Here is a 24,435-nt window from a genome sequence, read left to right as displayed (position 1 = left end):
TGGCTTGGCGGCCATCTCCTTCGAGCATGCTTGTTTCCCCGCGAAGGCGGGGACCCAGACTGGGCTCCCGCCTTCGCGGGAGAACAAGGAGGGGAGGGGGAGGGCCGTCGCCGACCCCACACCACCCCGGCGAAGGCCGGGGCCCAATTGGGGGACGGTGCCAACTGGGCGCAGTCCTTCGTTACTGCGACCTTTCCAACTGGGCCCCGGCCTCCGCCGGGGTGGTGCCTGAAGTTGAGTGAGGCGTTAAATAACCAAAGGCCCATGCGCGATCCGCGGCAACACATGCCGCGCAAACAAATCTGCCTCGGCCGCATGCGGATACCCGGAGAGAATGAACGCATCGATCCCTTCCGCCCGATACGCGTTCAGCTTAGCCAAAACCTGGTCCGGATCGCCAACGATCGCCGCCCCGCATCCAGACCGAGCCCGCCCGATGCCCGTCCACAGGTTCGCCTCCGCATAGCCGTCGTCCGATCCTTCACGCAGCTCGGCCTGACGCCGCACGCCCGCCGATTGCGAATCCAAAGACCGCTCTCGGATAGCCCGCCCCTCGGCATCATCGAGCTTCGACAACAGCCGGTCGGCGGCGGCGCGTGCTTCGGCCTCGGTCTCGCGCACCACGACGTGGACGCGGTAGCCGAACCGCAACGTCCGCCCGTAATTTGCCGCCCGCGACCGCAAATCCGCAACAATCGCCCGCACGGCGTCCATCGTATCCGGCCACATCAGGTACACGTCGGCATTGGTCGCCGCCGCATCACGCGCCGCCTCCGAAAGCCCCCCGAAATACAGCGCCGGACACGCCCCCGACACCGTCGTCACGCGCGGCGGATCGACCTTCAGCTTCCAGAACTCGCCGTCATGATCGAGCGGCTTGCCGTCGAGCAACGTCCGCAGGATGTGCATCGCCTCGACGGTGCGCGCATACCGCGGCGCGCTCTCCAGCTTCTCGCCCGGCAGGTCGCTCGAGATGATGTTGATCGCCAGGCGCCCGCCGAGCATCCGGTCGATCGTCGCGATCTGGCGCGCGAGCTGCGGCGGCCAGCTCTCGCCGATCCGCACCGCCATCAGCAGCCGCAACCGCTTGAGCATCGGCGCGATCCCCGCGGCGAACGCGGTCGTGTCGATCCCCAGCGCATAGCCCGACGGCAGCAGGATGTTGTCGTAGCCCGCGGTCTCGGCCTGCATCACGATGTCGCGGCAATGCTCCCAGCTCGACTTCAGAGCCTCGTCGGGCACGCCGAGAAACTCGTAATCGTCGTCACACAGCGCGGAGAACCAGCTGATCTCGCAAGGAGGCAAATCCGTCATGGCAAATTCTCGCCCATCCCGGCCTGCAGCACTGCATACCATTCGGCCCGCGTCCACTCGACCTTGTACGCGTCCGCCGACGAGGCGATCCGCGCCGGAGTCTGCGACCCGACGATCGGAATGATCCGCGCCGGATGCGCCATGATCCACGCCAGCGTCGCGGTTGCCGCATCGACGCCGTAGCGCGCGCCATGCTCGGCCAGCAGCTTGGCCGCCGGATGATCGCCCTGTGCCAGCCGCCCGCCGCCGAGCGGCGACCACGCCATCACTGCGACATCGAGCCGCATCGCCTGGTCGAGCGTCCCGTCGAACAGCGGCGCGGTCTGCAGCGGGGAGAACTCAGGCTGCGTGCTGACGATCGGCTGGCTTAGGAAAGCCTGCAACGCGTCGAACTCGTCCACGCTGTAGTTCGACACGCCGATGCTGCGGATCTTGCCCGCCTCGACCATCCGGGTCAGCGTCTCGCCCACCTCCTGCGGATGCGTCAGGAAGTCGCGGCGGTGGATCTGGTACAGGTCGACCTGTTCGACGCCGATCCGCGTCAGCGACGCGTCGAGCGCCTCGGCAAGATACGTCGCGCTCGAATTATACGGGATGCCGGGACGGATGCCCGCCTTGGTCGCGATCACCATCTTCGCACGCAATGACCGGTCTTCGGCCAGCGCACGCCCGAAGAGTTCCTCCGCCGAGCCGAACCCGGCGGGCACGTCGCAGCCATAGATGTCGGCGGTGTCGAAGAAGTTGATCCCCGCCGCCAAGGCTGCCTCGATCATGGCGTGGACCGGGGCGATCTCTCCGGCCAGCCGCCACATGCCCCAGGCTATCGGCGAAACAAGGATTTCGCTCTTGCCGAGCGGGCGGAGGTCGTTGGAAAGGCGGATCGTCGTCATGCAGGCGGCCATGGCATAGGGAATGACCGCTTGGTAGCCACGATCAGATACGGCGTCGTCGGAACGGGCATGATGGGCGTCGAACACCTTCGCAACTTGGCGATCCTGCCGGGCGCCGAGATCGTCGCGATCGCCGATCCGGTCGCGACTTCGATCGACTGGGCCACAGATGCACTGGGCGATGAGCTCGGCGACCGTGCCGCCAATGTCGCGCGGTTCGACTCGGTCGAGGCGTTCGCGAAGGGTGCCGATGTCGACGCGATCGTCATCGCCTCGCCCAACAACACGCACCGCGACGTGCTCGAACGACTGTTCGCCATGGACGCCGCGATCCTCTGCGAGAAGCCGTTGGCGACGACGATCGAGGACGCGCGCTGGATCGTCGAGCGCGCTGCTGCTCATGCGAAGCCGTTCTGGACCGGCATGGAATACCGCTTCATGCCCCCCGCCGCCGCGTTCATCGAACAGGTGCGCGCAGGCCGCGTCGGCCGGCTCCAGATGCTCTCGATCCGCGAACACCGCTTCCCGTTCCTCCCCAAGGTCGGCGACTGGAACCGCTTCTCCGCCAACACCGGCGGCACGATGGTCGAGAAATGCTGCCATTTCTTCGACCTGATGCGATTGATCGTCGGCTCGGAAGCGGTCCGCGTGTATTGCTCGGGCGCGATGGACGTGAACCATCTCGACGAACGCTATGACGGCCAGCGGCCCGACATCATCGACAACAGTTTCACGACCGTCGACTTCGCCAACGGCGTGCGCGCAATGCTCGACCTCAGCATGTTCGCCGACGGTGCCGAGAACCAGGAGGAAATGTCCGCCACCGGCGACGCCGCCCGCCTCGACGTGCTGATCCCCGCGGGCGAACTGGTCTATTCCCCGCGTGTCGGCTTCCTCAATCCGAAGCAGGTCGAGCGTGCCCACGTCGCCGTCGATCCCGCCGCCAAGGCCGCCGGCTCGCACGAAGGCGCGACCTACTACCAGCACGCTGCGTTCGCCGCAGCGGTCCGCGGGGAGGGGCCGGTCCAGGTCACTGCGGAAGATGGCCTGCGTGCCGTCGCGATCGGCACCGCCGCCGAGATCAGCGCCCGTGAACACCGCGTTGTGACGATGGCCGAACTCGGGCTCTAGAACGTTCGCGGAAGCGTCAATACGGACCCCGACGGAAGTCGGTGTCCCCGCAGGGGATGGTCGTCACGGTGACATACAGGAAGAAAATGGTGCTGCCGGTGAGGATTGAACTCACGACCTCAGCCTTACCAAGGATGCGCTCTACCACTGAGCTACGGCAGCACTCGTCGGCATCGCTGCCGGCGGAGTGGGGCTAAGAGACGAGGGCGGGATGATTGTCAAGGCACCGCGCCGCAATGTAGGGCATATTTATGGATGATCGGGATCGAAAGGCGGCGGAGAAGGCCGAGCGCATGGCCGCCGCGCTGCGCGAGAACCTGCGGCGCAGGAAGGCGCAGGCGCGCGCCGTCGGGGCTGCGCCTGCGACCAAGGATGATTCCTCTAGCTGACCGCCCTTAAGACAATGGTGCGCATTTGGCGGTGAGCCAGGCGCGATCCGCCGCGTCGGTCATTTCCGGGGTCAGGACGGCCAGCACCTGTGCATGATAGTCGTCGACCCATTGGCGCTCTTCGGTTGTCAGCAACGCCGGCTCGATCAGCGTGCGCTCGATCGGGCAGAAGGTGAGCGTCTCGAAGCCCAGCATCTCGCGGTCGGCGCCTGGGATGGCACGCGGCTCGATCAGGATCAGGTTCTCGATCCGGATGCCGTATTCGCCCGCCTTGTAATAGCCGGGCTCGTTCGACAGCATCATGCCGGCGCGCAGGGGCTCCATCGCCGCGCCGCCGGGATAATTAGGCGAGGCGATCCGCTGTGGACCCTCGTGCACCGCCAAATAGGCGCCGATCCCATGGCCGGTGCCGTGCGCGAAATCGAGGCCGGCTTCCCACAGCGGACGGCGTGCGAACGCATCGATCTGGCCGCCCATCGTGCCGTCGGGGAAGACCGCAGTGGCGATGCCGATATGGCCCTTGAGGACACGCGTGAAGCGGTCGCGCATCTCTTCGGTCGGTTCGCCGATCGGCATCACGCGCGTCACGTCGGTGGTGCCGTCCGCATATTGGCCGCCGGAGTCGATCAAATAGAGTTGGCCGGGTTCGATCGGTGCGCTCGACTCCTCGGTGACGTGGTAATGCGGACTCGCGCCATGCGGGCCGGTCGCCGAAATGGTGTCGAACGAGGTGTCCTTCAGCAGGCCGGTCTGTTCGCGGAAGGCGAGCAGCTTGGCGGCGGCGCTGAGTTCGGTTTGGCCGCCCTTCACGCACTCGCTCTCGACCCAGCGCAGGAAGCGCGCGAGCGCAGCACCGTCGCGGGCCGAGGCAGCCCGGTGGCCGCTTATCTCGACCGGGTTCTTGATCGCCTTGGCGAGCACGACGGGATCGCGCAGCGGCAGGATCTTCGCGCCACCGGCCTGGAGCGCTTGCGTAATTGCCGCGACCGCGCGTTCTGGGTCGGCAGCGACGCGCTTGCCGGCATAGGTGCCCAGCGCAGCGGCGAACGCGGTGCGATCATGAAGGCGGACCGCGTTGCCTAAATGCTGGCGGACCGCGTCGTCGAGCTTGTCGGGCGCGACGAACAGGTCGGTCGTGCCGTCCGCGCCGACGATCGCGTAGGAGAGCGCCACGGGCGTGTGATCGACATCGCCGCCGCGGACGTTGAGCGCCCAAGCGATCGAATCAAGCGCGGACAGGATGACTGCATCGGCACCCTGCTCGGACAGCCAGTCGGCGATCTTCGCGCGCTTCTCGGCGGACGAGGCACCGGTGAACTCGTCTGGCTGTACGGTCAGCTTGGCAGGTGAGGGGACGGGGCGATCGGTCCAGATCGCATCGATCGGGTTGACGTCGACCGCAACCAGCGTCGCGCCACGGTCTGCAAGGGCGGTGGTGGCGTCGGCGACCCAGGTGCCGGTGTGCAGCCATGGGTCGTAACCGATCCGACCGCCTTCGGGAGCGTATTTGCCAAGCCACGCGGCGGGGCTGGTCTGCGGCACGGGCTCATAGTCCCACTGCGCACCATCGACCTGCTCGCGGACCTGGATCGTGTAGCGCCCGTCGGTAAAGATCGCGGCACGGTCGGCCAGCACGACCGCCGTGCCCGCTGATCCGCCGAACCCGGTGAGCCAGCCGAGGCGCTGTGCATAGCCGCCGACATATTCACTCATGTGCTCGTCGGTGAGAGGGATGACGAAGCCGTCGAGGTTTTGCGCGGCGAGTTGGGTGCGGAGGGCGGTGAGGCGGTCGGTCAGCGGGGGCATGTCTTGGGTCTCTCGTTGGGGCCGAAGTTCACAAAGTTCACAGTCTGGCGAGGTTGCGATGCGCGTCCCGTTGGTATTGCAGCGGGGTTTGCCGGGTCATGCCGGGCGTTGTGGCAGAAACGCGGTTTGTAGGACAGCGGCGAGGGGCGACACCTCGCCGGACGCACATTCGCTAGACTAGCAAATCGATTTCACCGCCCCCCTTGTTCTCCCGCGAAGGCGGGAGCCCAGTCTGCGTCCCCGCCTTTGCGGGGAAGCAAGCTTGGTGCAGGTTCGCAGGACCAGCCGCCCCCCGGCGAAGGCCGGGGCCCAATTGGGGGACGATGGTAACGAGGGATTGCGCGCCGTTACTGCGACCTTTTCAATTGGGCCCCGGCCTTCGCCGGGGTGGTGGTTGCGGCGGGGATCGGTTCTTGCCAATACCACAGCGTTTGGCATCCTCCCCCCGCACGGCTAACACACCGGCATGACCACGCCCCCCATCGCCGAACAGCGGCCGCACAGCTTCACCACGCATGGCGTGACGATCGAGGATCCCTATGCGTGGCTGAAGGATCCGAACTATCCGGAAGTCGATGACGCCGACGTCCTCGCGTATCTCGCCGCCGAGAACGCGTATTTCGAAGAGCAGATGGCGCCGCATACCGCGCTGGTCGACACGATCTACGAAGAGATGAAGGCGCGCATCAAGGAGGACGAATCCTCGGTGCCGCAGAAGGATGGCGACTGGTTCTACTGGACCGCGTACGAGACCGGCGGGCAGTACAAGAAATGGTGGCGGAAGCCCGTTGCGGGCGGTGACGACGAGCTGTTGCTCGACGAGCCGGCGCTGGCGGAGGGGCACGAGTATTTCCGGCTCGGCGCGTTCTCGGTCAGCAATGACGGGCGCTATCTCGCCTATGCGATCGACGACAATGGGAGCGAGCGGTTCGAGGTTCGGGTCAAGGATCTGGATACCGGCGAGCACCTGCCCGACGTGATCCCGGGGATGCTCAGCGAGATCGTCTGGACCGCGGACGATGCGGGCTTCCTGTACGGGCTGGCGAACGAGCAGTGGCGGACGGACAATGCGCGGTTCCACCGGCTGGGGACGCCGATCTCCGAGGACGTCGTGCTGTTCCACGAGGAGGACGAGGGCTTTCGCGTCGGCGTCGGCGAGACGAGCTCGCGCAAGTGGATCGTGATTGCGACCAGCGACCATGTGACGAGCGAGCTGTACCTGCTGCCTGCGCACGAGCCTCTGGCGGTGCCGATCCTCGTTTCGGCGCGGAAGGTGGGCCGCGAATATGATGTGGACGAGCATGACGGGACGCTGTTCATCCATACCAACGACGTCGATCCGAATTTCCGGCTTTGCACCGCGCTGGTCGAGGAGCCGGATGCGTGGAGCGAGCTGATTCCGGCGAGCCCGACGTTCTACATGACCGGGGTGGAGTGCTATCAGGACTTCTTCGTCGTCGACGGGCGCGAGGACGGGCTCGATCAGATCACGATCCACCGGTACGAGACGCCGACCGAGGGCAAGCGGATCGACTTTCCCGAGGCGAGCTATGTCGCAGGGCTGGGGGACAATCCCGAGTACGACATGACGGTGCTGCGGCTCGGGTATGAGTCGATGGTCACGCCTGGCACTGTGTATGATTACGACGTCGATACCGGTGAGCGGACGATGCTCAAGGTGCAGGAAATCCCGAGCGGCTATGACGCGGCGAAATACGCGACCGAGCGGCTGAAGATCGTTGCGCGGGACGGGACGGAGATCCCGGTTTCGATCGTGTATCCGGCGGGGTTCGTGCGCGATGGGTCGGCGCCGTTGTTCCTCTATGCGTATGGCGCGTACGGCTATGCGATCCCGCCGGGCTTCTCGACGGGCCGCATGAGCCTGCTCGATCGCGGGTTCGCCTATGCGATTGCGCATATCCGCGGCGGCGATGATCTGGGCCAGCAATGGTATCTGGACGGCAAGCTCGAGAAGCGCGCGAACACGTTCAACGATTTCGTCGATGTCGCGAGGGCGCTGGTCGACGCGCAGTGGACGTCGGCGGGGAAGATCGCGATCGCGGGGCGGTCTGCTGGCGGCGAGCTGATGGGGGCGGTGGTCAATTCGGATCCCGAGCTGTGGGGCGCGGTGATCGCGGACGTGCCGTTCGTCGACGTGCTGAACACGATGCTCGACGAGAGCCTGCCGCTGACGCCGGGCGAGTGGCCGGAGTGGGGTAATCCGATCGAGGACGAGGCTGCGTTCGAGCTGATCCGGTCGTATTCGCCGTACGACAACGTGAAGGCGCAGGCTTATCCGCCGATGTTCATCAGCGGGGGGCTCAACGATCCTCGGGTGACCTATTGGGAGCCGGCGAAGTGGGCGGCCAAGCTGCGGCTGATGAAGACCGACGACAATGTGCTGCTGCTCAAGACCAACATGGGCGCGGGGCATGGCGGCAAGTCGGGGCGGTTCGAATCGCTGCGTGAGGGCGCGGAGGAGCATGCGTTCGTGCTGTGGCAGCTTGGCGTCGCGGGGTGAGCCGGTTCACGCTCTCGATCACGGCGCAGGACGCGGATATCGACGAGCTTGGGCATGTGAACAATGCGGTCTGGGTGCAGTGGATCCAGGCTATTGCGACCGCGCATTGGGAGGCTGTGGCGCCGGCGGAGCACAAGCTGGCGTATGTGTGGGTCGTGACGCGGCATGAGATCGATTACCGCGGGAGTGTCGTTGCGGGGGAGACCGTCGTTGGTGAGACTTGGGTCGAGGGGGCTCCTAAGGGGGCTCGGTTCGATCGGCATGTGCGGTTCGTCGGGGATGATGGGAAGGTGAAGCTGCAGGCGGTGACCACTTGGGCTTTGCTCGACCGCGCGACTGGGCGGTTGATGCGGGTGCGCGAGGATGTCGCTGCGCCGTTTTACTCGTAATCCCCCTTCCGCTTGCGGGAGGGGTTAGGGGAGGGCGCGACGTACGTACTGGCGTCCGGTTGGTGGGGCACACCCCCTCCCCCGACCCCTCCCGCAAGCGGGAAGGGAGTAGTTTTAGCCGCTGTTGCGCAGGGCAGTGGCGATGGCGTTGATGGATAGGAGGATGCCTTCGCCTATCCGCGGGTCGTCCTCGCCTGCTCGGCGGCGTTTGATCAGTTCGATCTGGAGGAGGTTGAGCGGCTCGATATACGGCAGGCGGAGGCGGATTGAAGCGTCCAGTGCGGGGTGCTTTTCGAGCAGGCGCGACTGGCCGGTGACTTGCAGAAGCCCGTCGTGGGTCTGGTGCCAGCCGTCGCGGATCGTGGTGAAGATCTCGCGGAGCTTGCCGTCCTCGACCAGCCCGGCATAGCGTTCGGCGATGCCGATGTCGGACTTGGCGAGCACCATCTCCAGGTTCGCCAGCGCGGAGGCGAAGAGCGGCCAGCCTTGCGCCATGTCCTTCAACAGCGCCTTGTCCTCGAAATCGGCGATCGCACGGCCTACCCCGTACCAGCCGGGGAGCATGACGCGCGCCTGCGCCCAGCTGAACACCCAGGGGATCGCGCGGAGGTCTTCGATGCGGTCGGACTTGGTGCGGCTGGCGGGGCGGCTGCCGATCTTGAGGCCGGCGATTTCGGCGATCGGGGTCATCTGGCGGAAGAAGGTGCGGAAGCCCTCCGTACCGTAGACCAGGTCGCGGTAGCTGTGGAACGCGGTGTCGCTGAGCGTGTCCATTGCGGCCGAGAAGCTGGCGTTGTCGGCATTGGAGAGGCGTTCGGGTTCGAGGCTGGCGAGCAACGTGGCCGACGCGATCGCTTCGAGATTGGTCATTGCGGCGTCGCGCGTGCCGTATTTGGCGGCGATGACTTCGCCCTGCTCGGTGATGCGGATGCGGCCCTGGACGGTGCCCGACGGCTGCGCGCGGATCGCGCGGAACGCCGAGCCGCCGCCGCGCCCGACTGCGCCGCCGCGGCCGTGGAACAGCTGCATGCCGACGCCGGCGGCTGCGAAGACGGGTTTGAGCGCGGTCGAGGCTTTCGAGAGCTCCCAGGTGGAGGTGAGGTAGCCGCCGTCCTTGTTGCTGTCGGAATAGCCGATCATCACTTCCTGATGGCCGCGCGCCTTCGAGATGGTGGAGATCTCGGGGAGCGCGAACCAGGCGGTCATGACGGCGGGGGCGGCTTCGAGATCGCCGATCGTCTCGAACAGGGGCACGGCCATGATCGCCGCGGTCGGGGTTTCGCCGGGGCGGTAGAGGCCGACTTCCTTGAGCAGCAGGTTCACTTCGAGCAGGTCGCTGACCGACTGCGCCATCGACACGATGTAGTTGGTGATACACGCGGGACCATACGCTGCGTGCGCGTCGGCGGCGGCCTGGACGATCGCGAGTTCGCCGGCGGTTTCCTGCGAATATTCGGCGAAGCGCGAGGTGAGCGGGCGGGCGTTTGCGAGTTCGCGGCGGAGCAGCGCGACGCGGGCTTCTTCGTCGAGCGCGAGGTACTCGTCCTCGACGCCGGCGACTTTCAGCAGTTCGGCGACGACGCGTTCGTGGACGGCGCTGTTCTGGCGCAGGTCCAAGGTGGCGAGGTGGAAGCCGAACGTCTCGACGCCGCGGATCAGCCGGCCGAGCGCGCCGCCGGTCTTCAGCGCGATGCCGAGCCCGTGCGCGAGCGTGACGAGGTCGGCGCGGAAGTCGGCGGGGTTCGCATAGGGCTCGCCGACGAGGCGGCCGGGGCGGGGGGCGTGCTTGCCAGTCAGCGCGTCGTGCGTCGCGGACAGCCGGGCGTAGATGCCGGAGAGCGCGCGGCGATACGGCTCGTCGCTGCGGCTCGCGGCATCGTCGCCGCTGGCGTCGGCCAGCGCCTGCACGGCGGCTTCGGCGGGGGCGTGCTCGGTCGAGATCGAGAGTTCGGCGCCGAGCGCGTGCACTGCGTCGCAGTAGTAGCCGAGCACGGCTTCGCTCGCCTTCGACAGCGCGGTCTTGAGCGAATCCGCGGTGACGTACGGGTTGCCGTCGCGGTCGCCGCCGATCCAGCTGCCGGGGCGCAGGAAACTAGGCGTGCGTTCGCCGAGGGCGCGGTCCCAGCGCTGGTAAAGCGCGGGGAGCGCGGGGAGGAACACGTCGCGGAGGTAGCTGAGCGCGGTGTCGACCTCGTCGGTGACGTAGAGGCGGTCGCGGCGGAGGACGCGGGTTTGCCAGAGGAGCGCGATCTGGCGGAGGATCGCGTCGTCGACGCTGTCGCCATCCGGCGTGGTGTCGCGGCCGAGATCGCGCAACGCCATCAGCTCGGCGATGCGGTTGCGGTGGTCGATCATGCTTTTGCGGCGGACTTCGGTCGGGTGCGCGGTGAGCACGGGGGCGATCAGCGCGTGGTCGAGCAGCGTGCGGATCTGGGCGCGGTCGATGCCTTCGGATTCGAGCTGGGCGATTGCGGAGGCGAGGTCGGCGCCGTCTTCCGCGGCGATGCCCTGGCGGTCCTCGGCGAGGTTGGCGAGCATCGAGAACAGCATGAAGCCGCGGACGAAATCGAGCGTCTCGTCGAGGCTCAGTTTTTCGAGGCTGAGATCGACCGCGCGATCGTCGCCGGGCTTGCCTTCGGAGGCGTCGCGGTGGCGCTCGACCGACGCCTTGCGGATCGTCTCGGTTGCCGCGAACAGCCGCTCGCCGCCATAGGCGCGGATGACGTCGCCGAGCAGTTTGCCGAGGAAGCGGATGTCGGAATTGTTCGCGATTGCGGGGAGGCTTGCCATGATTCCCTGCTGCGCTGCGGCAGGGATCAGGTCAACCGTGAACGCTAGGCGACACGCTTAAATAGTCGCTTCGACGGACCTCCGAGCGACAGATTGTTGCACCGATCAGCGCTTCCGCGACTCCGCGCGCTCTTCCGACGTCACCGTGCCGTCGTGGTTCAGGTCCATCCTGTCGAACCAGGCGAGCGTGCCTTCGCTCCACTCGATCGCGGTGATGACGCCGTCCTTGTTGCGGTCGAACGCCTTGATGCGCGCGTTGGGCGAGGGGAGTTCGTCCTTGGTAACCCGATCGTCGCCGTTGCGGTCGAGCGTGCGGAAGCGGCGCTCCATGCTGGCGCCGAAATCGAGCCGCGACGTCACCGAAGGCGGCACGAAGCCGACCGCGTTGGCGTCGGCCTGCGCGCGCTGGGCGTCCTTGTCGCCGCACGCGGACACCAGAATTCCCGTCGCGGCGAGCGCCGTTACCAGTTTCACCTGCATAGAATCTCCCGTCGTATCGATGCCGTCAGGCTTCGAGTTCGATGTCCCAATAGAGCCAGTCGTGCCACGTGTCGTGCAGGTAGTTGGGCGGGAAGCTGCGGCCGTGTTCCTGGAGGTGCCAGTTGGTCGGGCGGATCGCCTCGATGTGCAGCGGCATCGCCGCCTGTTTTGGCGTGCGCCCGCCTTTCTTGAGGTTGCAGGGCGAGCACGCGGTGACGACGTTCTCCCAGGTGGTACGACCGCCTTGCGCGCGGGGGACGACATGGTCGAAGGTAAGATCGCGCAGCTTGCCGCAATATTGGCAGGTGAACTTGTCGCGCAGGAACAGGTTGAAACGAGTGAAGGCGGGAAATTGCGACGGTCGGACGAACTGCTTGAGCGCGATCACCGAGGGCAGCTTCAGCGCGAAATTGGCGCTGCGGACTTCGCGTTCGTAAGTGGCGACGATGTCGACACGGTCGAGGAACACCGCCTTGACCGCGGTTTGCCACGGCCAGACACTGAGCGGATAGTAGGAAAGCGGCGTGTAGTCGGCATTCAGCACGAGCGCCGGACAACCATCCGGATGACGCATCAGATCGGGGTGAAACACGGCTCCTCCCACTCAGGCTTCGCAGAGCGCCCTATGGACGACAGCGATGACACCGGCATGACAGCACGCCGCGTGGCGGTCGGTCAAGCGTGGTGAGCGACGGACCGGTCGTAACGCGGTTCGCGCCGAGCCCTACGGGGCGGTTGCACCTGGGCCACGTGGTGTCGGCGATACGCGCGCACGATCACGCACGTGAGCGGGGTGGGCGGTTCCTGCTGCGGATCGAGGACATCGATGGAACGCGGAGCCGGCCGGAGTTCGTGACGGGGATCTTGGAGGACCTGGCCTGGCTCGGGTTACGGTGGGATTCGCTGGTGTTCCAGTCGGAACGGCTGGCGACGTATGATGTTGCGCTGGAGCAGTTGAAGGCGCGCGGGCTGGTCTACCCGTGTTTCTGTACGCGGGCGGAGATCGCGGCGAGCGCGTCGGCGCCGCAGGGGGATGTCGGGCCGGTCTACCCGGGGACGTGTCGGGGCCTGACCGCGGACGAGGCCGCTGCACGGGGGGATCTGGCGCATTGCTGGCGGCTCGACATGGCGAAGGCTGTGGCGGTTACCGGCGTGCTCGCGTGGCACGATGCGACTGCGGGGACGGTTGTCGCCGATCCGTTGGCGCAGGGGGACGTCGTGCTGGCGCGGAAGGATGCGCCTGCTAGCTATCATCTGGCGGTGACTCTGGATGATGCGGCGCAGGGCGTGACGGACGTGGTGCGTGGGGTGGACCTGTTCGCGGCGACCGACGTGCACCGGGTTTTGCAGGCTTTGCTGGGGTTGGGGGTGCCGCGCTATCATCATCATCCGTTGGTGGTGGATGCGACGGGGCGGCGGTTGGCCAAGCGGGACGGGGCTTTGTCGCTGGCTGAGATGCGGGCTGCGGGGGAGGATGGGGTGGTACTGGCGGCTCGGGTGCGGGGTGGGGGTTAATAGGTTTCCAGCGGTCAGCGCGGGGATCAATCGGTGCTTGCAACTTTCGGCGGCGATGCGGTCGTAAAAGGTCGCAGTCTGCACTTCCTTGTTCTCCCGCGAAGGCGGGAGCCCAGTCTGGGTCCCCGCCTTCGCGGGGAAACAATGAGGAGAGTGGGACGTCAGTAATCTCGCACCACCCCGGCGGAGGCCGGGGCCCAGTTGGGGGACGTTGTCGACTGAACGCTGCGCTTCGTTACTGCGACCTTTCCAACTGGGCCCCGGCCTTCGCCGGGGTGTTGCTTCTTTTTTGGGGGGGGCTTTTGCTTGTATGGGTGCGCTACAGCTCGATCCCCAGCCTTGGCGCGGCCCAAGTCATCGCAGCATACAGCGCGATCGTCAGTACGCACCCGGCCACCAGCGATGCCCAGAACGGCGCGCCATGTCGCAGCATCGCCGGGATCAGCAGGAACATCGGCAGCGACGGCAGCACGTACCAGAAGGTCGCGCCGGCGTGTGCGGCCATCGTCCGTGGGTCGGGCTTGTCGCGCCAGAGCCAGATCATGCCGAGCACCGACACCAGCGGCAGCGACGCCACGAGCGCGCCGAAGCCGGGATAGCGCTTGGCGATCTCCGAGGCGGCGGCGATAAGAATGCCGGAAATCAAGGCTTTCAGCGTCAAGTATAACATGCAGCATTTGCGCGCATCACAAGCGTGTCCGCAACACTATCCTTGCCATTGCTAGCGTCGGCGCGCGCGCTTACATTCAGTCCATGAACACATTCCTCGTCATCCTCCTGATCGCGGCGATGATCGCGACCGTCGTGGCCCTAGTGCGGGGCGTCGTGTCGTTCCTGCAGGAGGGGACTGCGCAGGTTCGCGACGGCAACGGCCCGAGCGCGGCGTCGCTCAAATCGAATCGGATGATGCAGCAGCGGATTTTCTTCCAGGCGCTGGCGATCCTGATCGTCGTCGTGATCCTGTTCGCGGCGGGGCGGAACTAGGGTCTAACGCGCTTTCCTAACCACCGTCATCCCAGCGCAAGCTGGGATCTCAACGTTAGGCGGATGTCGCGAGCCACGAGGGATACCCCAGCTTTCGCTGGGGTGACGGACTTGTGGCACAGCATGGTCGGACAGAAGGAATCGACCGATGGTCAAGCTCAACAAGATCTACACGCGAACCGGTGACGACGGCACGACGGGGCTGGTCGACGGGTCGCGGGTGTCGAAGGCGAGTGCGCTGATGCAGGCGATCGGCGATGTCGACGAGGCGAACTCCGCCATTGGCGTGGCAGTGGTGGCGCTCGGCGACGATCCGCTCGCCACTGCGCTGGAGCGCATCCAGAACGACCTGTTCGATCTTGGTGCCGACCTTGCGACTCCCGCCGGTAACGACGGATTCGAGCCTTCCGAGATGGTACTGCGGATCGTGCCGGCGCAGGTCGAGCGACTCGAGCGAGAGATCGATGCGATGAACGTGCACCTCGCGCCGTTGCGGAGCTTCATCCTGCCGGGCGGATCGCCACAGGCTGCAGCGCTGCATCTGGCGCGAGCGATTTCGCGTCGCGCGGAGCGATCCGCGGTCGCGGCGACGCACGATTTGCCGCTGAATCCGGCGGCATTAGCGTATGTTAACCGGCTATCCGATTTCCTGTTCGTGGCGTCGCGGGCGGTGAACCAAAACGGGGCCGGCGACGTTCTATGGCGACCGGGGGCTACGCGCGCGCAGGCGTGATCGGCTTTCGCGCGTTGCGGTACTGGGCGACGCATTGAAGGATAACCGATGCCTCAGCCGATTCGTCCCGAACTCACCCCCGCTCCTTCGTCGGATTTGAGCGAGCGCTTCTCGACTGTACGCGCGTTGTCGCTTGCTCTGGCCGCGCCGCTGTCGGATGCGGATGCGACGGTGCAGTCGATGGACGACGCGTCACCGACCAAGTGGCATCTGGCGCATACGACGTGGTTCTTCGAGACCTTCGTGCTGCGCGATCATGTCGCCGGCTATGCGCTGCACGACGAGCGGTTTCCGTTTTTGTTCAACAGCTATTACGAGGCCGAAGGGCGGCGCCATGCACGCGATCGCCGCGGGATGGTGACGCGGCCGTCGCTCGACGAGGTGCGGGCGTACCGCGCGCATGTCGACGCGGCACTGCTCGACGCGCTGCCTAGGCTGTCGGCGGATGCGCAGACGCTGATCGCACTTGGGTGTCATCATGAAGAGCAGCACCAGGAATTGCTGGTGACCGACATTCTTCACATGTTTTCGGAGAACCCGCTCGAGCCGGCGATGTGGCCGGCGCCGCGGAAAGTGCCGGTCGAGATGCCGGGGCCGATCGGCTGGATTGCGCGCGAGAGCGGGATCGTCGAGGTTGGGCATGACGGCGACGGGTTCGCGTTCGATTGCGAGGGACCGCGTCACGCCGCCTTGCTGGTGCCGCATGCGATCGCCGACCGGACCGTGACGAACGGCGAATGGGCGGCGTTCATTGCCGATGGCGGCTACACCGAAGCGCGGCATTGGCTGGCGGACGGCTGGGCGTGGGTGAAGGCCGAGGGTATCGTCGCGCCGCTGTATTGGGAGCAGGGCGAGGCGGGCTGGACGCGGTTCGGTCTCGACGGCCGACGCGCGATCGATCCAGCGGCGCCGGTGACGCATGTGAGCTTCTTCGAGGCGGATGCGTATGCGAGCTGGGCCGGCGCACGGTTGCCGACCGAGTTCGAATGGGAGGCGGCGGCGGCCTCGCACGACGCGAACGGTGGCAATCAGATGGACGTGGCGGGGCCGGTCGAGCCTCGGCCGGCGGCGAATGGCCCGGCATTTTTCGGCGATGTCTGGGAATGGACCGGCAGCGCGTACCGCCCGTATCCCGGTTTCGTGACCGCGGCCGGCGCCGTCGGCGAATACAACGGCAAGTTCATGAGCTCGCAGTTCATCCTGCGTGGTGGCAGTTGTGCCACGCCGCGTGGTCATGCCCGGCCGAGCTACCGCAATTTCTTCTATCCGCACCAACGGTGGCAGTTCACCGGCGTGCGTCTCGCGAAAGATATTTGATGTTGAAGCCTGAGATCGAGGACGGCCAGCAGACGCTCGCCGATCCGCAATTCCGCGCGGACGTGCTGGACGGGCTCGCGCGGCGGCCGCGGGCGATCCCGGCACGGTGGTTCTACGACCGGCGCGGCTCGGAGCTGTTCGAGAAGATCACCGATCTGCCTGAATATTATCCGACGCGGACCGAGCGCTCGATCCTTGAGACCGCGTGCCCCGAAGTCGCGACGCTTGCTGGCGCAGGGCGTGCCGTCGTCGAGTTCGGCTCGGGATCGTCGACCAAGACGCCGATCCTGCTCGATGCCGTTGCGCCGTCGGTATACGTGCCGATCGACATCTCGGGCGATTTCCTCCGGGAGTCGTCGAAGGTACTGGGCGATCAGTTCCCCGACCTGCTGGTGCTACCGTTCGAGGCGGACTTCATGCGGCCGTTGAGCTTGCCGAAGACGATCGCGGATACGCCGAAGCTCGGCTTTTTTCCGGGATCGACGATCGGCAACATGATCCCGCTGATGGCGGTCGATCTGTTGCGCGCGATGCGGTCGTCGCTCGGCGTGGGCGCGATGCTGTTGATCGGGATGGACCGGATCAAAAGCGAGGACGTGCTGGTGCCGGCGTATGACGATGCGCAGGGCGTGACGGCTGCATTCAACCTGAACCTGCTAGAACGGATCAACCGCGAACTGGACGGCGACATCCCGGTCGACGCGTTCCGGCACAAAGCCGTGTGGAACGACGATCGCGCTCGGATCGAGATGCACCTCGAGGCGGTGCGCGACGTCGCGTTCACCGTTGACGGGCAATCGTTCGAGATGACCGCGGGTGAGACGATCCACACCGAGAACAGCCACAAATATGGCGCACGGGATGCGCGGATCCTCCTGCGGTCGGGCGGATGGACGCCGGTGGCGGCATGGACCGATCCCGAAGGTCTGTTCGGCGTGTATCTGGCCGAGGCTCAGGTGGAGCGGCCAGCGCCCTGAAGCAGGGCCTGTTCCGGACGAGTTGCCCGCCGCCTAGGCTCAGCCGGGAATGCCCCAGTTCGCCTCATCGTCAGCCGATGCGGCCGTGCGGACAAGATGCTCGACATAATGCTGGAAAATCGGAACCGTGAAGGTAACCAGCGTCGGCTCGCCCCCCGGTTCCTTGAACGTGAGCACGACGAAGCGCTGGCCGTCTTCGTCGAGAATCAGGCCGGCTTCCATCGCGCCGGGGCCGCTCGGGGTAATTACGGTCGTTGCCATGATCGTCTTTCGCTGTCGGGTCTCCAGGCGCCCATAACGTTCCGCCGCACCAAGTCCATGACCAGCGGGGTGTCGACGCGTGTCAGTCTCCCGCGGTCTTGGCCTCGATACGTCGCAGGTCCCGGATTTCGTCCCAGGTGATCGGTCGGTCGCGGCCCGCGCACTGGATGATCAAGTCCGCTGCTTCGGCGTCGTCATACCCGTCGAATGCCCGAACCATCTCTTGCAAAGATCCGCTGGCGACGGACTTGCCGATGTCCTCTTCGTTCGCCGCATGCTCGCGCACTACCTTTGCGGGCATATTCCACATGGTCTTCAACACGATCACTGACTCCGGCCCCCCGGGTGGATCGCCGTCGTGAGGCGTGATGGAGCGCACGTCCATAGTGTCGGCAGGTCGTATGCGATCGCCTTACGCGACGGCACGGTGAACCGATCTCGCACTCCCGTTGCTCATCGACGAAGCCGGCGCGGTTAATCCTTATCGGATGCGTTGAAGGCGGAAACCTTGGCCTACCGCACGACCGTGCGTTACTTTCCGCCTTCCCGTCGTGTCAGCGCCGCGACGCAACTCGCACGGTCGATCGTGCTGCCGTCGGGTTCGCGTGCGTCGAGATACGTCACGCGGGGGGCATCGGATCCCTTGGGATACAGATACGCGTCGAGCACGCAGATCCCGCTCTGGAACTGAAGCTTCCGTGCGCTGCCCTCGCGCACGTCGGCGTCGGGTTGACCGAACAGCTTGGTCAGGCCGGCGGCATCCTGGCCGAGCACGCGCTCTAGCCCGACGCTCGTATAGGGGATGGCCGGACGTCCGACTGCGGGCTTGGCTACCGGAGCGGCGCAACCGGCCAAGCCGCCGCCGAGGGCCAGCGCGATGGCTATAGTGGTCAATCGCGTCATGGTCGGCCTTTGCGAGAATACTGGCTGTGGAAGTAATGCGTCGCCATCGCGGCCCCCAGCACGGGCGCGGCGATGTTGAGGACCGGAACCACGAACAGCCCGGTGTTCGCAAGCCCCAGCACGAACCGGCTCCCCTTGGTCGTCGCACGCCAGCCCCGCATCGCCGCCGCATCCATGTGGCGCGCCGCGACCATATCCCCCAGATCGCGCCCGAGCAGCCAGCCATTGACGATGAAGAACGCGGCGGCAGTGCCGACACCGGTGACGAGCAGCGCGATGTAGATGGGCAGCATCACGAGGTTGACGAGCACGACGCGACCGGCCAAGCGGAGTCCCATTGCGAGGCTCCGGGCGAACGGCACCGGCCGGGCGGTGCGCAGCGCGTCGGGATAATGCCGCGCCTCGACCGCTTCGACGACCTCGTCCGCGAAAATCCCGACCACGGCGATCGCGACGGCACGGAACAGCAGCCACAGCGCCAGGATCGTGACGAACAATGCGAACGCAGCGGCGAGTCCGTCGGAATGCCAGTCGAGCCACGCGGCGAGCGCAGCCTGCGTGCCCCACCACGTGCCCACGCCGAGCAGCGCGAAGACGAGCAGCGTGACGACCATCGACTTGACGAACACCCGGAGCACGGGCGGATCGGTAAGCTGACCAAGCGAGAGGGCGAGGGCGCGGAGCATTGGCTCGGGATGGCGCGGGGGCAGGCGAAGGTCAACGCGACTCTTAGCGGTCACGGGTCGGCCCGTCTGCGGATACCGCTCCTCACCGTTCCCCCGCGGACGCGGGGGCCCAGCTAAACCAAGGCTACCGCATGAGACCCTGGACCCCCGCGTCCGCGGGGGAACAGGAAAGGACGGTGCGGTTGAAAAAATGTAGGTATTTGTGCCGCGACGACCGTCAGAACCGCGCGAGCCGCTGTAACTGTCCGAACAGTTGTAACCGCTGCCCCCCCAACCAAAGCCACCACCCCGGCGAAGGCCGGGGCCCAGTTGGGGAACGACGGTAATAACGGATCACGTTTCATTACGACCACCTTTCTGGGCCCCGGCCTCCGCCGGGGGGGTACTGCCATCGCATAGCCTGCCGCCTAACAGCGGGAGCGCATCCCTCGACCCCCACACCAGTTGCACCAATCCCCCCCGCGATTTACGGCAGGGCTTTCCCGCACCCCCGGAGTTTCCCCTTGAGCACACCCACTTACGACGTCGTCGCGATCGGCAACGCCATCGTCGACATCCTCGCCACCGCCGACGACGCGTTCATCGCCGAGATCGGCGTCGCCAAGGGCTCGATGCAGCTCATGTTCTCGTCGGAAGAAGCCGACGCGCTCTACGCCAAGATGGGCCCGGGCATGGAAATCTCCGGCGGGTCGGCCGCCAACACCGTCGCCGGCATCGCCGCGCTCGGCGGCAAATGCGGGTTCATTGGCCAGGTCGCCGACGACCAGCTCGGCCAGGTCTTCGCGCACGACGTCCGCAGCATCGGCATCGAGTTCGCCACCCCCGTCCGCGCCGGCGACCCGACCACCGGCCGCTGCTTGATCTTCGTCACCCCCGACGGCCAGCGCACGATGAACACCTTCCTCGGCGCAGGGCAATTCCTCCCCGCCGCCGCGATCGACACCGCGATGATCGCCGACAGCGCGATCCTGTATCTCGAAGGCTATCTCTGGGATCCCGAAGAGCCGCGCGCCGCGATGCGCGCCGCGATCGACTGCGCACGCGGGGCAGGCCGAAAAGTTGCCTTCACGCTCAGCGACGTGTTCTGCATTTCGCGCCACGGCGGCGATTTCCGCCAGCTGCTGTCGGACGGCCTGATCGACATCCTGTTCGCCAACGAGAGCGAACTCGCCGCGCTCGCCGAGACCGACGACTTCGGCGCAGCCGTCGCCAAGATCTCGGCACAGGTCCCGACCCTGGTCGTCACCCGCGGCGAGCACGGCGCCTGCGCGATCCAGAACGGCGCGCGTGCAGAGGTCAAGGCCGAGCCGATCGCCAAGGTCGTCGACACCACCGGCGCGGGCGACCTGTTCGCGGCGGGTTTCCTCCACGGTCAGGCACAGGGCTACGACCTGCACGCATCGCTGAAGCTCGGCGCGGTCTGCGCAGCCGAGATCATCAGCCATGTCGGTGCCCGTCCCATGGTCGACATGAAGGCGCTCGCCACCAAGCATACTGGCTGACGGAGACTGTTTCCCCGCGAAGGCGGGGATCCAGACTGGGCTCCCGCCTTCGCGGGAGAACAAGCTTTCATGCAGATAAAAAAGGGCCGCGGGAGTTTCCTCCCGCGGCCCTTTTCGCGTCCAGTCTCAGAGCGTACCCGGAGGCGCCCGATCGTCCTCGGCCGCACCATCGTCGAGGCCAAGCCCGACATGGCTGCGCGAGCGGCTGTACAGGAAGTAGATCGCCAGCCCGATCGCGCCCCAGCCCGGCAGGACCAGCTTGGCCGTCAGCGGCAGCGACAAATACAGCCCGACGCAACCGATGATCGCGAGCGGCGCGACGATGTACACCGCCGGCGTGCGGAACGGACGCTTGCGTGCCGGATCGGTCTTGCGCAGCACCATCACCGAGATCGCGACCATCATGAACGCGAACAGCGTCCCCGCGTTCGAATAATCGGCGAGCTTGCCGACCGGCAGTACCGCCGCCGCGATCGCCGCGGCGATACCCGTCACGACCGTGACGACGTGTGGCGTACGGAACTTCGGGTGGATCGACGCGAGCTTGGCGGGCAACAAACCGTCGCGCGCCATCGTGAAGAACACGCGGGTCTGGCCGAACATCATCATCAGCACGACCGACGGCAGCGCGAGCACCGCCGCAAGCCCGACCAGCCGACCCATGATCGGCCAGTTGATGACCTGAAGCACGTGAACGAGTGCTTCCTTCGAGCACACCAAAGGCTCCATCGCCCCGCCTGCGACGATCGCCGCGCAACGCCCGGCCATCTCCGCCGAACCCGGTGCCAGGATGCCGCCCTCGGCTGTCGTCACCGGGTTCGCACCGATCGCACCGATCGCGCCCGATGCGACCAGCAGGTAGAACAACGTACAGATGCCGAGACTTGCGATCAGCCCGATCGGCACGTTGCGTTGCGGATTCTTGGTCTCCTCCGCCGCCGTCGAGACCGCATCGAAGCCGACATAGGCGAAGAAGATCGACGCCGCCGCACCCAGCACGCCGACACCCGACGAACTCAGCGGATTGCCGACGCCGTAGGGCAGGAACGGATGGAAATTGTCGGCCTTGAGCACCGGGATCGTCAGCGCGATGAACGCGGTCAGCGCGGCGATCTTGATCAGCACCAGCACCGCGTTGACGCGTGCGCTCTCGGTCGTGCCGACCACCAGCAGCCACGTGACGAGCGCGATGACGATCACTGCGGGCAGGTTCATGAAGCCGCCAACGGTCATCGCGGTCTGCAGATCTGCGTTGGGCGTCGCGCCGAACGCGACCTGGACGTTCGCCATCAGCGCGTCCGCGTTGCGCAACCCGTTGGGAATATGGAAGCCGATCCCGTCGAGTAGCCCGGCCAGATGGTTCGACCACCCGACCGCGACCGCGCTAGCGCCGACCGCATATTCGAGGATCAACGCCCAGCCGACCATCCAGGCGAGCAACTCGCCCGTGACCGCATAGGTGTAAGTGTAGGCCGAGCCCGACACCGGCACCATCGACGCAAGCTCGGAATAGCAGAGCGCCGCGACCGCGCAGACGAAGCCCGCGACGACGAAGCTCAGCAACATGCCCGGCCCGGCTTTCTGCGCGGCTTCGGAGGTCAGCACGAAGATACCCGTGCCGATCACCGCACCGACGCCCAGCAGCGTCAGCTGGAAGGCGCTGAGCGTTCGCGCCAGACCCTTTTTCTCTGCCGTCGCCAGAATGGCATCCAGCGATTTTACGCGACCAAAAATCAACGCGGTGTCCCCCGGGGATAGCGAGGGCCGGGTCAAATGGCCCCCTTGCTCAATCCCGCGAGCCTAATGGCAATTTTATTACGCGCAATCCTTTAGTGCGGTGAAGCTGGCCTATCGCGCCAGCATCGGCCCGAGCGGGCGCCCGCCGAAGACATGAACATGCAGATGCGGCACCTCCTGGTGTCCGTCCTGGCCGACATTCGCGAGCAGGCGATAGCCCGGTTCGACGAGGCCAGCGGCGCGCGCGACGGTGCCGACCGCGCGGATGAAGCCTGCGATCTCGGCGTCTGGTGCGCGCGCGGAAAAGTCGTCCCACGAGACGTAGGCGCCCTTGGGGATTACGAGCAGGTGCGTCGGCGCCTGCGGATTGATGTCATGAAAGGCGATTGCGAAATCGTCGTCATAGACCCGCTGCGACGGGATCTCGCCGCGCAGGATCTTCGCGAAGATGTTCTGGTCGTCATAAGGCTGGGTGGCGTCGATCGGCATATATTCCCCTCCCGCTTGCGGGAGGGGTTAGGGGAGGGGCTGGCCATCCCGATCCCGGCGGAGCATGTGCGTCATGCCCTCCCCCGACCCCTCCCGCAAGCGGAAGGGGAGCAGGTCACCCCGTCCGCCCGGCCTTCTCGACCAAACCGCCAACACCCTCGCGCCGCTCCAACTCCGCGCGCACGTCGTCCAAACTCAACCCTGCATCCGCCAGCAACACGGCCAGATGGAACATCAGGTCCGCCGCTTCCGGCACGATGCTCGCCTCGTCGCCCGAGCACGCCGCGATCACGGTCTCGACGGCTTCCTCGCCGAGCTTCTGCGCGATCTTGGGCCGACCCTTCGCGAACAGGCTCGTGGTGTAGCTGGTGTCGGCGGGCGCATCGCGACGCGCGCGGATGGTCGCCTCGAGGCGGTCGAATACGGGGTCCATGCGCGGCGTGCTGGAGCAGGCGCGCAGGCGGGTCAATCCTCCGCGGGCGGTTTGGTCTTCGCGAACCGCTTGCGCAACGCCCGTCGCACCAGCCACACGCCGATCGCCGCAAACGCAAACAGCGCGATGTCAGACAGTTCGGGGCCAGTGCGGGGATGGACGATGCCGCTATGCCCCGACTGCACCGCAAGGAGAGGCAGGGCGATCATCGGATCAGGCTGACCGAACCGGCGAGCGCACGGGAATCCCCGCTGCCGCCAGCGCGGCATGCGCGTCGCCGATCGACGCCTGCCCGAAATGAAAGATCGACGCCGCCAGCACCGCGCTGGCATGCCCGTCGCGGATGCCCGCCACCAGATCGTCGAGCCCGCCGACCCCGCCGCTAGCGACTACCGGTACGCTTACCCTATCAGAAATCGCGCGGATCAGGTCGAGGTCGTAACCACTGCGCGTCCCGTCACGGTCCATCGACGTGACAAGCAACTCGCCAGCCCCGAGTTCGGCGAGCTTCAAGGCATGCGCAATCGCATCGATCCCCGTCGCGCGGCGGCCGCCATGCGTGAACACCTCCCAGCCTTCACCCGACCGCCGCGCATCGACGCTGGCGACGCAGCACTGGCTGCCGAACCGCTCGGCGATATCCGCTACCAGTTCGGGCCGCTCGACCGCCGCGGAGTTCACGGCCACCTTGTCAGCCCCCGCCAGCAACAATGCACGCGCGTCATCCGCCGTCCGCACGCCGCCACCGACCGTCAACGGCATGAAGCACACCGCCGCCGTCCGCCGCACGACGTCGAGGATCGTCCCCCGACCCTCATGGGAGGCACCGATATCGAGAAAACACAGTTCGTCCGCCCCAGCCGCGTCATACGCTCGCGCCTGCTCGACCGGATCGCCCGCATCGCGCAGTTCGACGAAGTTCACACCCTTCACCACGCGCCCATCGGCAACGTCGAGACACGGAATGACGCGCGCGCGAACTGTCATGCGCTGTGCCGTAGGTTTTGTTCACGCGGAGAAGCGGAGACGCGGAGACGCGGCAGAGCCGCTGAGAAGAATATTTCGCGCAGAGGCGCAGAGGCGCTGAGAGCGAGGAAGGGAGCAAGGCCTGACTTCTTGCTCTCCGCGCCTCTGCGCCTCTGCGCGAACAAGTTTCTGCCTGCGGCGCTCAACTTCTCTCCGCGTCTC

General features: G+C 66.2%; 26 protein-coding genes and 1 tRNA gene. 10 read left to right on the top strand and 17 right to left on the bottom strand.

Annotated features, from left to right (window positions below):
• Window positions 1–246 precede the first annotated feature (246 nt).
• Together J4O76_RS01185 and J4O76_RS01180 are read right to left on the bottom strand one after the other, a co-directional pair.
• Window positions 247–1,314: an LLM class flavin-dependent oxidoreductase gene (locus J4O76_RS01185; RefSeq protein WP_426279821.1), complete on the bottom strand. Its 1,068-nt coding sequence runs from the start codon at window positions 1,312–1,314 to the stop codon at window positions 247–249.
• Complete coding sequence (locus J4O76_RS01180) at window positions 1,311–2,204, bottom strand: aldo/keto reductase (protein ID WP_426279820.1); 894 nt, start codon at window positions 2,202–2,204, stop codon at window positions 1,311–1,313. Before J4O76_RS01180 ends, J4O76_RS01185 begins: the two co-directional genes overlap by 4 nt.
• 42 nt (window positions 2,205–2,246) lie before the next feature.
• Here J4O76_RS01180 and J4O76_RS01175 point away from each other — a divergent pair, with 42 nt between their 5' ends.
• Window positions 2,247–3,335, top strand: a complete 1,089-nt coding sequence (locus J4O76_RS01175) for a Gfo/Idh/MocA family protein (RefSeq protein ID WP_426280387.1) — start codon at window positions 2,247–2,249, stop codon at window positions 3,333–3,335.
• Between the two features lie 87 nt (window positions 3,336–3,422).
• Here J4O76_RS01175 and J4O76_RS01170 read toward each other — a convergent pair.
• Window positions 3,423–3,497, bottom strand: a tRNA-Thr gene (locus J4O76_RS01170).
• Between the two features lie 89 nt (window positions 3,498–3,586).
• On the opposite strand from J4O76_RS01170, the gene J4O76_RS01165 reads away from it, so the two are divergent.
• Window positions 3,587–3,724 carry a hypothetical protein gene (locus J4O76_RS01165; RefSeq protein WP_165895508.1) on the top strand — a complete coding sequence of 46 codons (138 nt, stop codon included), beginning with the start codon at window positions 3,587–3,589 and terminating at the stop codon, window positions 3,722–3,724.
• Between the two features lie 6 nt (window positions 3,725–3,730).
• Here the strand turns inward: J4O76_RS01165 and J4O76_RS01160 are convergent, their stop codons facing one another.
• A complete protein-coding gene (locus J4O76_RS01160; RefSeq protein ID WP_426279819.1) occupies window positions 3,731–5,530 on the bottom strand; it encodes an aminopeptidase P family protein in 1,800 nt (599 codons plus the stop codon).
• A gap of 466 nt (window positions 5,531–5,996) precedes the next feature.
• On the opposite strand from J4O76_RS01160, the gene J4O76_RS01155 reads away from it, so the two are divergent.
• Both J4O76_RS01155 and J4O76_RS01150 read left to right on the top strand, forming a co-directional pair.
• Complete coding sequence (locus tag J4O76_RS01155; protein ID WP_426279818.1) at window positions 5,997–8,051, top strand: S9 family peptidase; 2,055 nt, start codon at window positions 5,997–5,999, stop codon at window positions 8,049–8,051.
• Window positions 8,048–8,440 (top strand): acyl-CoA thioesterase, encoded by a 393-nt coding sequence (locus tag J4O76_RS01150; RefSeq protein WP_200924201.1) that lies wholly within the window; start codon window positions 8,048–8,050, stop codon window positions 8,438–8,440. Before J4O76_RS01155 ends, J4O76_RS01150 begins: the two co-directional genes overlap by 4 nt.
• A 114-nt stretch (window positions 8,441–8,554) precedes the next feature.
• Here the strand turns inward: J4O76_RS01150 and ppc are convergent, their stop codons facing one another.
• From ppc to J4O76_RS01135, 3 genes are all read right to left on the bottom strand, one after another.
• Complete coding sequence (gene ppc / locus J4O76_RS01145) at window positions 8,555–11,230, bottom strand: phosphoenolpyruvate carboxylase (protein WP_426279817.1); 2,676 nt, start codon at window positions 11,228–11,230, stop codon at window positions 8,555–8,557.
• 105 nt (window positions 11,231–11,335) lie between these two features.
• Entirely contained in the window at window positions 11,336–11,710 is a 375-nt protein-coding gene (locus J4O76_RS01140) for a hypothetical protein (RefSeq protein ID WP_426279816.1), read from the bottom strand.
• 25 nt (window positions 11,711–11,735) lie between these two features.
• Window positions 11,736–12,302, bottom strand: a complete 567-nt coding sequence (locus tag J4O76_RS01135) for an HNH endonuclease (RefSeq protein WP_056052248.1) — start codon at window positions 12,300–12,302, stop codon at window positions 11,736–11,738.
• Between the two features lie 92 nt (window positions 12,303–12,394).
• On the opposite strand from J4O76_RS01135, the gene gluQRS reads away from it, so the two are divergent.
• Complete coding sequence (gluQRS, locus tag J4O76_RS01130) at window positions 12,395–13,225, top strand: tRNA glutamyl-Q(34) synthetase GluQRS (protein ID WP_426279815.1); 831 nt, start codon at window positions 12,395–12,397, stop codon at window positions 13,223–13,225.
• 319 nt (window positions 13,226–13,544) lie between these two features.
• On the opposite strand, the gene J4O76_RS01125 is transcribed toward gluQRS, so the two are convergent.
• Window positions 13,545–13,895, bottom strand: coding sequence for a DUF3147 family protein (locus J4O76_RS01125; RefSeq protein ID WP_426279814.1), 351 nt, complete (start codon window positions 13,893–13,895; stop codon window positions 13,545–13,547).
• Between the two features lie 83 nt (window positions 13,896–13,978).
• On the opposite strand from J4O76_RS01125, the gene J4O76_RS01120 reads away from it, so the two are divergent.
• From J4O76_RS01120 to egtD, 4 genes are all read left to right on the top strand, one after another.
• Entirely contained in the window at window positions 13,979–14,209 is a 231-nt protein-coding gene (locus tag J4O76_RS01120) for a twin transmembrane helix small protein (protein ID WP_056052241.1), read from the top strand.
• A gap of 148 nt (window positions 14,210–14,357) precedes the next feature.
• Window positions 14,358–14,942 carry a cob(I)yrinic acid a,c-diamide adenosyltransferase gene (locus tag J4O76_RS01115; RefSeq protein ID WP_426279813.1) on the top strand — a complete coding sequence of 195 codons (585 nt, stop codon included), beginning with the start codon at window positions 14,358–14,360 and terminating at the stop codon, window positions 14,940–14,942.
• Between the two features lie 48 nt (window positions 14,943–14,990).
• Window positions 14,991–16,259, top strand: coding sequence for an ergothioneine biosynthesis protein EgtB (egtB, locus tag J4O76_RS01110; RefSeq protein ID WP_426279812.1), 1,269 nt, complete (start codon window positions 14,991–14,993; stop codon window positions 16,257–16,259).
• Window positions 16,259–17,236, top strand: coding sequence for an L-histidine N(alpha)-methyltransferase (gene egtD / locus J4O76_RS01105; RefSeq protein WP_426279811.1), 978 nt, complete (start codon window positions 16,259–16,261; stop codon window positions 17,234–17,236). Before egtB ends, egtD begins: the two co-directional genes overlap by 1 nt.
• 39 nt (window positions 17,237–17,275) lie before the next feature.
• On the opposite strand, the gene J4O76_RS01100 is transcribed toward egtD, so the two are convergent.
• The 4 genes from J4O76_RS01100 to J4O76_RS01085 form a co-directional block, all read right to left on the bottom strand.
• Complete coding sequence (locus tag J4O76_RS01100) at window positions 17,276–17,497, bottom strand: hypothetical protein (protein ID WP_136188474.1); 222 nt, start codon at window positions 17,495–17,497, stop codon at window positions 17,276–17,278.
• An 82-nt stretch (window positions 17,498–17,579) separates the two neighbouring features.
• A complete protein-coding gene (locus tag J4O76_RS01095) occupies window positions 17,580–17,876 on the bottom strand; it encodes a hypothetical protein (protein WP_426279810.1) in 297 nt (98 codons plus the stop codon).
• 152 nt (window positions 17,877–18,028) lie between these two features.
• Window positions 18,029–18,400, bottom strand: a complete 372-nt coding sequence (locus J4O76_RS01090) for a hypothetical protein (protein ID WP_136188472.1) — start codon at window positions 18,398–18,400, stop codon at window positions 18,029–18,031.
• Window positions 18,397–19,086 (bottom strand): EI24 domain-containing protein, encoded by a 690-nt coding sequence (locus J4O76_RS01085; protein ID WP_426279809.1) that lies wholly within the window; start codon window positions 19,084–19,086, stop codon window positions 18,397–18,399. The genes J4O76_RS01090 and J4O76_RS01085 overlap by 4 nt, the downstream gene beginning before the upstream one ends.
• Before the next feature lie 503 nt (window positions 19,087–19,589).
• On the opposite strand from J4O76_RS01085, the gene J4O76_RS01080 reads away from it, so the two are divergent.
• Window positions 19,590–20,588 (top strand): adenosine kinase, encoded by a 999-nt coding sequence (locus tag J4O76_RS01080; protein ID WP_426279808.1) that lies wholly within the window; start codon window positions 19,590–19,592, stop codon window positions 20,586–20,588.
• A 126-nt stretch (window positions 20,589–20,714) separates the two neighbouring features.
• Here the strand turns inward: J4O76_RS01080 and J4O76_RS01075 are convergent, their stop codons facing one another.
• From J4O76_RS01075 to hisF, 5 genes are all read right to left on the bottom strand, one after another.
• Entirely contained in the window at window positions 20,715–22,325 is a 1,611-nt protein-coding gene (locus J4O76_RS01075; protein ID WP_426279807.1) for an amino acid permease, read from the bottom strand.
• 111 nt (window positions 22,326–22,436) lie between these two features.
• Window positions 22,437–22,814: a histidine triad nucleotide-binding protein gene (locus tag J4O76_RS01070; protein ID WP_426279806.1), complete on the bottom strand. Its 378-nt coding sequence runs from the start codon at window positions 22,812–22,814 to the stop codon at window positions 22,437–22,439.
• Window positions 22,815–22,929: 115 nt separating this feature from the next.
• Window positions 22,930–23,247 carry a phosphoribosyl-ATP diphosphatase gene (locus J4O76_RS01065; protein ID WP_426279804.1) on the bottom strand — a complete coding sequence of 106 codons (318 nt, stop codon included), beginning with the start codon at window positions 23,245–23,247 and terminating at the stop codon, window positions 22,930–22,932.
• A 32-nt stretch (window positions 23,248–23,279) separates the two neighbouring features.
• On the bottom strand, window positions 23,280–23,456 hold the full coding sequence (locus tag J4O76_RS01060) for a hypothetical protein (protein ID WP_426279802.1): 177 nt from the start codon (window positions 23,454–23,456) through the stop codon (window positions 23,280–23,282).
• Between the two features lie 4 nt (window positions 23,457–23,460).
• The gene (gene hisF / locus J4O76_RS01055) at window positions 23,461–24,234 is read right to left on the bottom strand and encodes an imidazole glycerol phosphate synthase subunit HisF (protein WP_426279801.1); all 774 of its coding nucleotides are present in this window, start codon (window positions 24,232–24,234) and stop codon (window positions 23,461–23,463) included.
• Window positions 24,235–24,435 lie beyond the last annotated feature (201 nt).

Source organism: Sphingomonas sp. NFX23, assembly GCF_049887795.1.
Taxonomy (GTDB): Bacteria; Pseudomonadota; Alphaproteobacteria; order Sphingomonadales; family Sphingomonadaceae; genus Sphingomonas.
This window is presented reverse-complemented; position numbering and strand designations above follow the sequence as displayed.

Coding starts and splice junctions, on each gene's coding strand:
- J4O76_RS01100 (WP_136188474.1), bottom strand. CDS start 17,497: ATGGCAACGACCGTAATTACCCCGAGCGGCCCCGGCGCGATGGAAGCC.
- J4O76_RS01115 (WP_426279813.1), top strand. CDS start 14,358: ATGGTCAAGCTCAACAAGATCTACACGCGAACCGGTGACGACGGCACG.
- J4O76_RS01070 (WP_426279806.1), bottom strand. CDS start 22,814: ATGCCGATCGACGCCACCCAGCCTTATGACGACCAGAACATCTTCGCG.
- J4O76_RS01085 (WP_426279809.1), bottom strand. CDS start 19,086: ATGCTCCGCGCCCTCGCCCTCTCGCTTGGTCAGCTTACCGATCCGCCC.
- J4O76_RS01090 (WP_136188472.1), bottom strand. CDS start 18,400: ATGACGCGATTGACCACTATAGCCATCGCGCTGGCCCTCGGCGGCGGC.
- J4O76_RS01060 (WP_426279802.1), bottom strand. CDS start 23,456: ATGATCGCCCTGCCTCTCCTTGCGGTGCAGTCGGGGCATAGCGGCATC.
- J4O76_RS01065 (WP_426279804.1), bottom strand. CDS start 23,247: ATGGACCCCGTATTCGACCGCCTCGAGGCGACCATCCGCGCGCGTCGC.
- J4O76_RS01160 (WP_426279819.1), bottom strand. CDS start 5,530: ATGCCCCCGCTGACCGACCGCCTCACCGCCCTCCGCACCCAACTCGCC.
- hisF (WP_426279801.1), bottom strand. CDS start 24,234: ATGACAGTTCGCGCGCGCGTCATTCCGTGTCTCGACGTTGCCGATGGG.
- egtB (WP_426279812.1), top strand. CDS start 14,991: ATGCCTCAGCCGATTCGTCCCGAACTCACCCCCGCTCCTTCGTCGGAT.
- J4O76_RS01140 (WP_426279816.1), bottom strand. CDS start 11,710: ATGCAGGTGAAACTGGTAACGGCGCTCGCCGCGACGGGAATTCTGGTG.
- J4O76_RS01180 (WP_426279820.1), bottom strand. CDS start 2,204: ATGACGACGATCCGCCTTTCCAACGACCTCCGCCCGCTCGGCAAGAGC.
- ppc (WP_426279817.1), bottom strand. CDS start 11,230: ATGGCAAGCCTCCCCGCAATCGCGAACAATTCCGACATCCGCTTCCTC.
- J4O76_RS01165 (WP_165895508.1), top strand. CDS start 3,587: ATGGATGATCGGGATCGAAAGGCGGCGGAGAAGGCCGAGCGCATGGCC.
- J4O76_RS01155 (WP_426279818.1), top strand. CDS start 5,997: ATGACCACGCCCCCCATCGCCGAACAGCGGCCGCACAGCTTCACCACG.
- J4O76_RS01120 (WP_056052241.1), top strand. CDS start 13,979: ATGAACACATTCCTCGTCATCCTCCTGATCGCGGCGATGATCGCGACC.
- J4O76_RS01185 (WP_426279821.1), bottom strand. CDS start 1,314: ATGACGGATTTGCCTCCTTGCGAGATCAGCTGGTTCTCCGCGCTGTGT.
- J4O76_RS01125 (WP_426279814.1), bottom strand. CDS start 13,895: ATGTTATACTTGACGCTGAAAGCCTTGATTTCCGGCATTCTTATCGCC.
- egtD (WP_426279811.1), top strand. CDS start 16,259: ATGTTGAAGCCTGAGATCGAGGACGGCCAGCAGACGCTCGCCGATCCG.